Source organism: Meridianimarinicoccus aquatilis, assembly GCF_004358675.1.
In the GTDB taxonomy this organism is placed as follows: Bacteria; Pseudomonadota; Alphaproteobacteria; order Rhodobacterales; family Rhodobacteraceae; genus Meridianimarinicoccus; species Meridianimarinicoccus aquatilis.
Window position 1 is genome coordinate 1 of sequence record NZ_SMZO01000091.1, and the last position, 9,190, is coordinate 9,190.

At 57.4% G+C, this 9,190-nt stretch carries 10 protein-coding genes; 5 read left to right on the forward strand and 5 right to left on the reverse strand.

What is annotated here, in order from left to right; all coding sequences use genetic code 11:
• Together E2L05_RS21010 and E2L05_RS19600 are read left to right on the forward strand one after the other, a co-directional pair.
• Positions 1-190: hypothetical protein (locus tag E2L05_RS21010; RefSeq protein WP_208016287.1), on the forward strand; the 190-nt coding region annotated here is incomplete at its 5' end.
• Positions 191-597: 407 nt separating this feature from the next.
• Positions 598-1,209, forward strand: coding sequence for a hypothetical protein (locus E2L05_RS19600; protein WP_133344633.1), 612 nt, complete (start codon positions 598-600; stop codon positions 1,207-1,209).
• A gap of 386 nt (positions 1,210-1,595) precedes the next feature.
• Here the strand turns inward: E2L05_RS19600 and E2L05_RS19605 are convergent, their stop codons facing one another.
• Genes E2L05_RS19605 through E2L05_RS19615 form a run of 3 tightly spaced genes read right to left on the reverse strand, consistent with a single transcriptional unit; the run spans position 1,596 to position 5,319 of the window.
• Positions 1,596-4,418 (reverse strand): class I SAM-dependent DNA methyltransferase, encoded by a 2,823-nt coding sequence (locus tag E2L05_RS19605; RefSeq protein ID WP_133344635.1) that lies wholly within the window; start codon positions 4,416-4,418, stop codon positions 1,596-1,598.
• Positions 4,419-4,448: 30 nt separating this feature from the next.
• Complete coding sequence (locus E2L05_RS19610) at positions 4,449-4,712, reverse strand: CopG family transcriptional regulator (RefSeq protein ID WP_165971822.1); 264 nt, start codon at positions 4,710-4,712, stop codon at positions 4,449-4,451.
• A complete protein-coding gene (locus E2L05_RS19615) occupies positions 4,705-5,319 on the reverse strand; it encodes a ParA family protein (protein ID WP_165971823.1) in 615 nt (204 codons plus the stop codon). The genes E2L05_RS19610 and E2L05_RS19615 overlap by 8 nt, the downstream gene beginning before the upstream one ends.
• 175 nt (positions 5,320-5,494) lie before the next feature.
• Between E2L05_RS19615 and E2L05_RS19620 the strand changes: the two genes are divergently transcribed.
• The gene (locus E2L05_RS19620) at positions 5,495-6,178 is read left to right on the forward strand and encodes a recombinase family protein (RefSeq protein WP_133344639.1); all 684 of its coding nucleotides are present in this window, start codon (positions 5,495-5,497) and stop codon (positions 6,176-6,178) included.
• 1 nt (position 6,179) lies between these two features.
• Here the strand turns inward: E2L05_RS19620 and E2L05_RS19625 are convergent, their stop codons facing one another.
• Positions 6,180-6,452 carry a hypothetical protein gene (locus E2L05_RS19625; protein WP_133344641.1) on the reverse strand — a complete coding sequence of 91 codons (273 nt, stop codon included), beginning with the start codon at positions 6,450-6,452 and terminating at the stop codon, positions 6,180-6,182.
• Positions 6,452-7,294 carry a replication initiation protein gene (locus tag E2L05_RS19630; protein WP_133344642.1) on the reverse strand — a complete coding sequence of 281 codons (843 nt, stop codon included), beginning with the start codon at positions 7,292-7,294 and terminating at the stop codon, positions 6,452-6,454. The genes E2L05_RS19625 and E2L05_RS19630 overlap by 1 nt, the downstream gene beginning before the upstream one ends.
• A 342-nt stretch (positions 7,295-7,636) precedes the next feature.
• Here E2L05_RS19630 and E2L05_RS19635 point away from each other — a divergent pair, with 342 nt between their 5' ends.
• Entirely contained in the window at positions 7,637-7,876 is a 240-nt protein-coding gene (locus E2L05_RS19635; RefSeq protein WP_133344644.1) for a helix-turn-helix transcriptional regulator, read from the forward strand.
• Between the two features lie 60 nt (positions 7,877-7,936).
• The coding region (locus E2L05_RS19640; RefSeq protein WP_133344646.1) for a hypothetical protein at positions 7,937-9,190 on the forward strand (1,254 nt) is incomplete at its 3' end.

Sequence of the window (9,190 nt, forward strand, 5' to 3'; positions counted from 1 at the left end):
GACCGACAACGCGAAGGTTTGGTATCGGGATTTATGCCAAGAATGCGATAGGGCGTTTTTTTTCGTGGAAATGGCCGCTCGGTCGTATTTCCCTCAAATATCTGGTATCGTTCAGGAAATACAGAATACGCCGGATTTCAAGGAAGCTATCTCAATGAAGATCAACGATAGCTCAACGTCAGTTCAATGACCGATCAAACCTAAAAGAAGAAGTCATGGTCATCCCCCTTTCCCCCTTCAATGAAAGGATCACCAATGGGACTAGCTGAATCCGTTTCTCTCCTACGGCAAGCGACAACGCTAGCTGAGGTGTTGGATTGCTTAGAAGATAAGAAGGCTTCGCCTGAGGTAACGTCGCGCCCTACCCCGAACGTGGTGTCTCTTTGCCAGTATCGGAAACAGGGGCAGCAGGAAGCCCCGTGAGCGCCCTTTCTGAGATAATCGGCCCTCTAGAGGGTCAAAATCCTCTAACGGCGCTCAGCGGCCTTCTCAGCGCCTCTATGGGCGCACCATTGGCAGGACAATTTCCGAAGCGTCGAAGCGCGAACCGATACCGGGCAAGTTTCCAAATGATTTCGGCTAAATCTGAGGTGAGGCATGGGCGGGATTGGTAGCGGGCGACACTGGCAGTTCGGGGCAGATACAACGGACGATTACCGCTCGATTGATATTCGGTGGCTGAAGCGCGAAGGGCTTCTGGAATCCGGGATCAGCCGCCGCATTACCTGGTCGCGCGGCGGTGAGGTGACAGGCTCGATCAATGTCCAGTCAGAGCCGGGGCGCGTGATCCTGGACTATCGCCACCGGCATCGAGGCGGGGAATGGCAACCCGAACGCTATCCCGTCTATCTCGCCACCACACCCTGCCACATGGGCGGCGAGCGGCATTGGTTTCTCTGCCCAGCTCGGGGCTGTGGTCGCCGGGTCGCCATCCTCTACGGCGGGGCAATTTTCGCGTGCCGCCATTGCTACCGGCTGGCCTATCCCTCTCAGCGCGAAAAGCCAGGGGATCGAGCTGCGCGGCGGGCGGATCGCATCCGCGACAAGATGAGCTGGCCCGGTGGCATCCTTGAGGGTGGTGACTGGGGCAAGCCCAAGGGAATGCACTGGCGCACCTATGAGCGTCTTTGCCAGGAACACGACGCCCTGTCAGATCGCGCCCTGGTCGGGATCATGGATCACCTGAATCGCCTATCCGGTCGTTTCTAAAATAGGCGGATTTAGAGCGGGTGAAGGTGGCAAGAAATAGGGGTGATTACTTCACATGCGGGCGAACCGCAGCCCTGCCCTGTCCGGTTGTGTCTGGGACTGTGGGAAGGTGGCAGGAAATAAGGGCGCTTTCTTCGCATACCAGTCAGCTCGAAAACCGTCTGATTTTCCAAGGCATAACCCGCTTTAGAATGAAGTTGAGACCCTGGCAGGATATGCCGATTGTTTGCAGGTTTTGCCCGCCCTGCCCCCGCGCCCAAACCGCCCCGATAAATGGGGTCGGTTCGGTCTGGGCGCTTTCCTGGATGCTGGAAAGAACGGCGGCGCTTTTCACCGGCCAGGGGAGTTAAAATCGGGTTTCCCTTATCAAGGAAAGGCTTGCTGGATCAGGACGTGCCCTTGCGCCGCTTCTTTTTCGCTGGCTTGGCCAAGAGCGGGTCTGTCATTTTTTCATAGAGCTGGAACAAATGTTCTACGCGGTCACGCTCGGATTTGAACGCGGCCTTCCGATAGAGCCGGTCTACCGCCTTGTCATTGGCTTGGTGAGCGCGGCGCAGATCGGCAGGCATAATGTCGGGATCATAGAGGTCGGCCAAGCTGGCATCTGGATAGTTGGCGCGGGCGTCAAGGATCGCCTGAGCATGTAGATCGAGCTTGGTCAGGTCATCGCCTGGCGGCATTGGGAAGGTGTTGTAAACTAGCCCGATGGTGTAGCGGTAGCGGCTTTCGAGCCTTCCACCTACAGCACGCAACCACGCCATGTGCATGGCAGACTGTAGCAGCGCGAATTGCGCGGGTGTTGCACTCGCCATGATCCGCACAAGATTGCTGGGAACGATTGGTGGCTCAAGGAAGCCGATCGGTGCATATTCCCGTCGTTCGGAGCTGACTTCAGGCATCACCAGAAACGGCGCATCTGGGATTCTGGTCACATGAAATGCGGTTGGTGTCTCTGCCAAGGCCAAAGACGACATGCCGGGTTTCTTGATCGTGTCCGGGTCTTTCCCTTTGGCTGGGATATTCCCTAGGCGGTATTCCCGGACCTGCCCCACCACGTCTTTGGTCAGAGGCATCGAGCGAAAATCCTGTGGCGGGATCAGCGAGGCGCAGAGGATGTGACGGTCTCCCCCGTTCAGAAACTCACGCGCGCCGATGTAGGGGCGTAGATAGGGCGCGGCTTGTGGTTCCTGGGCCAGAAAGGCGTCTCGTTCTTCGCCGGAAAAGATGAAATGCCCGCCGTCGATAGGTTTTGAGCCTATGATGAGCTTGGGCAGCCCGTTAATCGGCTTGCTGGCTTCTTTCACCACCAAATGCGGGTTGGACAAGGTGCTGGCGTCGATAAGGTAGGGCGAGATCGCGGCGTGCCGTGTCTCGATTGGGTCGCCCTTGATGTCGGGGTAGCTGAACAGGCGACGGTCCTTCCTGGCACTTGCGCGAGGCTCCAACCCCAGCACCACCACGTGCACCGCAGCCTTTCCCCGTGCCTCTGACCCCCATGCGAAAGTCCGGTGTGCAAAGGCAATCTCGAAGCCATGCCGCTCAAACAGGATCGGCCAGAGCTGCGCCACCTGCTCCCCTTGTGTGATTGAATTGGTGGACACGAACGCCGTAGGTGCACCAAACGCCGCCGCCTTGATGAACCAGGCGCACACATAGTCCAGCGTTCCACCAGTCTTACCCAAGGCGGCGATGCTGCGCACCTGGGCGCGTTGTTCGTCAGATTGATACTTCGCCCCGATAAAGGGCGGGTTTCCGATAATGTAGCTCAGATCGCCAGGGGCAATGGTGGTCCAGTCTGTTTCAAGCGCATCGGCATGAACGATGTTTGGGGATTTCCGCAGGGGTATCCGCAGGAAGGCCGCGCCAAATTCCAAGCTGGCCTGCGTGTTCATGATGTGATCCATCATCCACATGGCGGTTTCGGCAATCCGCGCCGGAAACTCTGAAAACTCAATCCCGTAGAATTGGTCCACATCCAGCTTGAGCAAGGATTGCAGGGGCAGTTCGGTCGCCCCGCCCTTCATGCGTGCCAGCTCGGCACGGTAGATTTCCCGCAGCACCTCGATTTCCAGAAGCCGCAGTTCCCGGTAGGTGATAATCAGGAAATTGCCGCAGCCGCAGGCGGGATCGAGGAAAGACAGACCGGCCAGCTTTTCATGGAAAGCGCGCAGCAGTTTGACGCGGTTCTGTTTCCTTGCTTTCAGCGTTTCAAACTCTGCTCGTAAATCGTCCAGAAACAGCGGCCCGACCACCTTGAGGATGTTCTTTTCTGTAGTGTAATGCGCCCCAGCCTTGCGGCGTTCTTCCTTGTCCATGACGGACTGGAACAGCGAGCCAAAAATTGCGGGCGAGATACCAGACCAGTTGAAGCGGCCTGCCTCGATCAGCCTTTCCCGCATTTCTGAGTTGAAGGCAGGCGTGCGGATGGGGTCTTTGAACAGATCGCCGTTCACATACGGAAAGCGTGCCAGGTCTTCGTCCAAGTTCGCTTGGCGCGCGTCTTCTGGTGTGTCCAGTACCTCAAAGAGCTGCGCAATCATCGGCCCGGTGTCTGAGCCGTCTTCGCGTGTGCGTTCTTCAAGGTAATCTAGGAAAATGTCGCGGGGTTCAAAAATTCCGGTGTCGTCAGCAAAGAGGCAGAACACCAGGCGCGTCAGGAACACTTCGAGCTGGTGGCCCTTGTAGCCGTTCGCATCAAGCGCATCGTGCAAGCGCCCGACCAGCTCGGACGCTTCGATGTTCACGGGGTCTTGGTCTTTGAAGCTCCGCTTTTCCATCCCCATGATGAAGCCGAATTTCTCGATGTGATCCGGCAGGTCAGCGAGGGCGAAGGTCGTTTCTTCGCGCGTGTCCCGGTCCAGAAGCTCGAAAGTCTGGAAGTCGCAAAGAAGCTGGAAGCGGGGGCGTTCGGTTTCTTTCAGAGCGTCGAAGTATTCACCGGCTTGGGTGGCGGCTTTGGTCAGGTCGCGTCCCGCCGATTTCTGTTCAACCAAGAGAACACGCGGCCAGAACAGATCAATGAAGCCGGATTTGTTGTTCAGCTTTCGGACGTGTTCTTCATAGCGGGCAACAGATCGGCGCTCTACGCCAAAGATCGCAAAGAAGTCGTTGTAGAAGGTTTGTGTCTCACCCTTCTCATATGTGGCATCGGCGTAGGTGCGTGCGAAGTTGGCAGCGCGGGTGCGGATTTCGTTGAAGCTAAGGCGCACTCATAATTCCTTATTTACGTAAATGCACAATCATGCGTCTGCACGTTTCAGGTAATCGGCTAGGGCGGACTCTAAAATGGACTGGTGCGTCTGGTCGGTTTCGGCGGCATGAAGTCTCAGGCGCTTGTAGGTCTCGCCATCGAGGGCAAGCGTTAGCCGCTTCTCACCTGGGCGCTTAGCCGGTTTCTTGTCCTGAGCCGCGCCCTGCCCTGCCCCGCGTTGCGGTATGCCGGTATCGGTCGGTCGGCTTTCGGTGTTCAACAGGCCATCGAGGGCCACGGGCTTCTTAGCCATTTAGAATCCCTTTCACGTAGTCCCACACGGCGGCAATCTCTGCCCCCGCCTTATCGTCGGTTGTCTCAGATACTCCTTGGCCGGTCGCACCAGTTTCAGCATAGGCTACACGCTGCGCGATATTCACCGGGGCAACCCTGCCATGTTGCGCCAGGACGCGCGCCGCTTCCTCAGTGATCCTTGCACGCGGCGTCTGAGATAGAGCGAATGCGAAAGGCACCTTCGCAGCGTTCACGGCGGCTATGGTCGCGCCTACGGCCCGCAGATCGTCAGGGGATGGGCGAACCGGGATCAACACCAAGTCAGCCGCGCCAAGTGCCTCAGATAGCCATTCTGGGGCCGCTGGTGGCGTGTCGATTATGCAGAGGTCGAATTGCGCTTGGGCAGCGTTCAGTGTTGCTTTCAGCGCATGTGGTGCAGGGTCACGGTCCAGCATGGCGGGCGTGTCAGCGTCCCGGCCTTCCCACCACGCCCTGAGTGAGCCTTGCGGGTCCAGATCGAGGCAAAGCACCTTCCGGCCATCCAGAGCGGCGGCAACGGAAAGGTTGCGGGCCAGCGTCGTTTTTCCGGCCCCGCCTTTTTGAGCGGCTATCAGTATCGTTTCCATAGTTCGGGAAGCTATCGCAAATGCGCAGAGCCGCAAACGCATAATTTCATACACGCACACTTGCGTAATTACGTAAACGCACACATATGTATAAAGACACAACGGACGTAGGGTTTTTATACACCTAAGAAAACCTGAAACTGTTGAGGAATGTTAAGGTTGAGAGGGCCGCACCATGAAATTCGTCACCTATCTTCGCGTATCCACTGAACGCCAGGGCCAAAGCGGCTTGGGGCTGGAAGCGCAACGCGCGGCGGTAGCGGCGCACGTCCTGGGCCGGGGCCAGGTCGTGGCAGAGTTTGTCGAGGTGGAAAGCGGCAAGCGTGCAGATCGCCCAGAGCTGGTGCGGGCGCTTGCTGAGGCGAAGAGGGCAGGGGCCGTGTTGCTCATTGCCAAACTGGACCGTCTCGCCCGGAATGTCGCCTTCATTGCGAACCTTCTGGAAAGCGGCGTCGAGGTCACGGCGGCTGATATGCCAGAGGCAAACCGCTTTGTTCTGCACATCATGGCCGCAGTCGCGGAACAAGAGGGCCGCGCAATCTCAGAGCGCACCAAGGCAGCGCTGGCGGCGGCGAAGGCACGCGGAGTTAAGTTGGGCTGGTCTATCCCTGAGCGGGCTTCTGAGCAGCGTCAGGCGGCTCGGAAGGGCGCGGCGGTGAACAGGGCGCGGGCGCTAGACCATGCAGAGAACGTCTTGCCGGTGATCGAGCAGATCAGGTCAGGGGGCGCATCCCTTCGCCAGATCGCGGCGGAGCTGAACACACGTGGGATCAAAACCGCACGGGGCGGAAAGTGGCACGCGACCACGGTTCGGAATATTCTAACGGTGGAAAACGGCGCTGAGGCACGCGCGGCCTAGCCTATCGCTTCAACACCATCTGAGACATCTCAAGTATCGTGTTCGTGGCGCTCTGGTAGATTGCTGCGCCGCCCGTGTTCGGACAGTAGAAGTCCGATCCGCGCGCTGAGGTTCGTTTCAGAATTTCATCTATGCCAAGGTGGTCAGCCAGGTTGAGCATGATTGCCTCAAGCGTCTCTCTCTGGCTCATGCCGGTGTTCTTGGTCGAGGTTGAGAAGGTTCGTCCATTTGACGCCGCGCGAACAATCCGCGCTTTCGGTTTCGGGGCTGGCATTACTCGATCACCTCAGGCGGCAACATTTCCTCAACTGTCCCGGTGATCCGCGCCTTTCGGCCCACACGGGGGCGCTGCAACTCAGCGTAAGCGGCTTTCCGGCCTTCTATGTCCTTCGCCCCCCAGCCGATCAGAACGCCGGTCACACGCCGCCCGGTTTTCTCAGGCACCACGGTCACGGTGAAGTCTGACAGGGCGTTCACTTCCATGAGCGCGGGCTTGATCGCGTATTGGTTCAGGTTGCCAAAGGTTTCCAGCTTCCCAGGCTCTACGCCTAAGAGTTCCCGGAAGTCATCCAGGGCGAACCGTTCGGTGAACACATACTTGAGCCGCACGCGCCGCGCCACGGCTTCATAGAGGGCCAGGGCATACTTCGAGGTGAAGGCCCGAAGCACTTCCAGCTCCAGCTTGGCAAAGACAGTGGAATCCTTGAGCAGCAACGCCAGCTCGGGCGGGATTGAATACTTGAGGTTTCCGCGCTTCCGCTTGGGGTCTGACAGGTTGTTCCAGCCCAGGAGCTGCACGCGGTCGGTTGATCCGTCCGGGCGCTGGATCGTCACCACGGTCGTCATGAGGGCTTCAATCGACTGCACAAGCCGATCATTGCTTTCGTGCGTTTCTCTTAGGTCAGCAACCGCGATTTCAAAGCGCCTGCCCTCTGACGCCAGGTCTGGCCCAAAGGCATGGCGCAACAGCACGTTGAACAAACGCCGGTCTGCCAGCGTCAGCCTGGACGCGCCCTTAACCTCGATCAGCTCGGCAGGTTTCACCATCTCGCCCATGTTCGGGGCGACATCGAGCGTCCGCTTATTATTAGTTTTGGGGCGGGTCGATTCTGACAAAGCGTTTCCGTTAGCTGGCGATTCGCCCAAAGCTAAGATTAAACCCGTGTCAGAGGCAAGGTTTTGTGTCTCGATTCAGACTGCGCACAAACCGCCCGATTCCTAAGCGATAACCGCCCCAAAACTAATGGATAACCGCCCCAAAACTAATCCGTCCTCGCCCGATTCCTAAGAGTTTGGCGGATTTCTCTTTTCACATCAGAGCATTACGCGCCCCGAAGTAAGAATATTCTAGAAGAAAAAGAAGAAGGATTGGGCACCATCAACAGGACGAAAACATTGCATATTTACGTAATTACGCATATACTTACACACGTATAAAACAGCCAAAAGGCATCGAGCATGACACCCCAATCCTTAGACGTTCTGACTGTCTCTGAGTTTTGCGAAGCAGTCGGGATCAGCCGCAGCACCTGGCACAAGCTGAAGCGTCAGGGCAATGCGCCTGCTATCGTGAATATCGGTGGCATTCAGCGGATACGCCGGGAAGCTATCGAAACATGGCTTGCAGAGAATGAAGAGCGGGCAACGGCAGACGCGGCACACAACTCCGCCGAAGGTGCTGAACCGTTGCATGTCTAACTAAGAAAAACCCCTACCGGCACACGCACGGCAGGGGCAAGATTGATCGAGTAGGAACATATGGCCGAGAAAGCTAAGAGCAAAGGCTTCTTTGCACTGGACGTTCACCAGTTCGAGCGCATCCGCCAGAACGGTTTGGGGGTCGAAGAAGCCGCCACCTATCTTTCACTTCTGAAAAGCACGGATCAGAGCAACGTGGTCTCAAGTGGTGGCGTTCGGTCTGTCATGGATTATTCGGGTTTGTCACGGGCTGAGGTGAAGCGGGCTATCCGCAACCTCGAAAGCCGGGGCTTGATCGAGTGCCTAGAAGTCGAGCGGAAGCGCGCGCGGAAGGCTGAACGATATAACCTGCCGATCTATGATAGCCGCCGGTCGCTTAGCCCAAAGGAACGCAGCGTTGTGGACGCCGTCGAGGCCGGTCAACAGCCTGTCGGGAACAGCGATATTCAGGCGGCGCACCGGGCTGCGTCTAAGGGATGGATCGAAAAACGGTCTGATGGATGGCAGCTCATTGAGCATTCCAACACGGTCGCTTTCATCCCGAACAGCTTTGTGCAGGTGAGTGAAGGGCATTCCCCGCTCTACCGCCTTGTGAATGGTGGCGAGCTTGGCCCGATCATGCTGGCCGCTGAGTTGTATCAGCTTCAAAACCTCATGGACGAACGCGGTGTGCCCCTGGACGTGATCCGGGGCTATTTTAATGCTTCAGACGATTTCAACGTCAGACTTCAGAAACACCGGCTGCACTATCTTCGTCGTGGTCGAAACTATGAGGATAGCGAGACAGGTGAAGCCAGTAGCTTCACGGAAGCCCACCACGGTCGCCGTTGGTGGTCGGGTAGCGGACAGGCGGTTTGGGATAATCTTCGCGCACTGGACGCAGCGCATGTGACGGAATGGGCGGTTTACAGTGCGAACGGTAAAACGCCGGAACACGACGAATATGCTTACAACCGCCCTCAAAGGCCGCTTGGCGTTCTCAGAAACGGTCGGCAGGTTCTCAACACCCCCGAAAGCCGCCCCGCCTTCATGGCCTTCTTAGTCTACAAACTGAAGCAAGCGGACGGGCAACTTACGGAAAGCCTGCCCCAGTTGATTGAGGAATGGCAAAGCAGCGGTTGGGTTTTTGCCTTTGAAAATGCCTCGGTCTCGCACGTCGAAGGCGTCAGCGTTCTTCGCCTGACACACCGTGCTGCGACCGACAACGCGAAGGTTTGGTATCGGGATTTATGCCAAGAATGCGATAGGGCGTTTTTTTTCGTGGAAATGGCCGCTCGGTCGTATTTCCCTCAAATATCTGGTATCGTTCAGGAA